General features: G+C 35.2%; 1 protein-coding gene. It reads left to right on the forward strand.

All coding sequences use genetic code 11. The annotated features are described in order from the left end of the window. Window positions 1-28 precede the first annotated feature (28 nt). The coding region (locus DV63_RS17450) for a restriction endonuclease subunit S (RefSeq protein ID WP_020982509.1) at window positions 29-1314 on the forward strand (1286 nt) is incomplete at its 3' end.

Here is a 1314-nt window from a genome sequence, read left to right on the forward strand (position 1 = left end):
ATCATTAGCCATTTAGAAGGGGGGCAAAATGCATAAAATAGAAAAACTGCTCCAAACTTTAGCGCCTAAAGGGGTGGAGTTTAGGAAATTGGGGGAGGTGTGTGAAATAATTAGAGGTAAAAGGGTTACAAAAAAAGAAATATTAGATAAAGGAAAATATCCCGTTGTATCTGGTGGAATAGGATTTATGGGATATTTAAATGAATATAACAGAGAGGAAAATACAATTACTATAGCTCAATATGGAACTGCCGGATTTGTCAATTGGCAAAATCAAAAGTTTTGGGCAAATGATGTTTGTTTTTCTGTCATTCCAAAAGAAACCCTAATCAATAGATACCTTTATTATGTATTAACAAACATGCAAAATTATTTATATTCTATTTCAAATAGAAGCGCTATACCTTATAGCATTTCTAGTAATAACATTATGCAAATAACAATCCCCATCCCACCCCTAGAAGTCCAACAAGAGATCGTTAAGATTTTGGACGCTTTCACAGAATTAAACACAGAATTAAACACAGAATTAAACACAGAATTAAACACAGAATTAAACACAGAATTAAACACAGAATTAAACACAGAATTAAACACAGAATTAAACACAGAATTAAACACAGAATTAAACACAGAATTAAACGCGCGCAAAAAGCAATACCAGTATTACCAAAACATGCTTTTAGACTTTGATGGCATCCATTCAAACCACAAAGACGCAAAAATGAGCGCAAAAACCTACCCTAAACGCTTGAAAACCCTACTCCAAACTTTAGCGCCTAAAGGGGTGGAGTTTAGGAAGTTGGGGGAGGTGCTAGAATACGATCAACCCAATCAATATTGCGTAACGAGTAAAGAATTTGATAAAAGTTATCCTACTCCCGTTTTAACTGCAGGAAAAACCTTTATTTTAGGTTATACAAACGAAAAAGACAACATTTATCAAGCGAGTAAAAGTTCTCCGGTTATCATCTTTGACGATTTCACAACAGCGACCCAATGGGTTGATTTCCCTTTCAAAGTGAAATCAAGCGCTATGAAAATCTTACTCCCAAAAGATCCTACAATTAACATCAGATTTATCTTTTTTTACATGCAAACTATTCCCTATAATATCAGTGGGGAACATACAAGGCAGTGGATTTCTCGCTATTCACAATTAGAAGTCCCCATCCCACCCCTAGAAGTCCAACAAGAGATCGTTAAGATTTTGGATCAATTTTTAGCCCTAACCACCGATTTATTAGCCGGTATCCCCGCTGAAATAAAAGCCAGGAAAAAGCAATACGAATACTACCGAGAAAAACTATTGAC

Origin of the sequence: Helicobacter pylori FD535 (genome assembly GCF_000296015.2) — a bacterium.
GTDB lineage: Bacteria > Campylobacterota > Campylobacteria > Campylobacterales > Helicobacteraceae > Helicobacter > Helicobacter pylori_CT.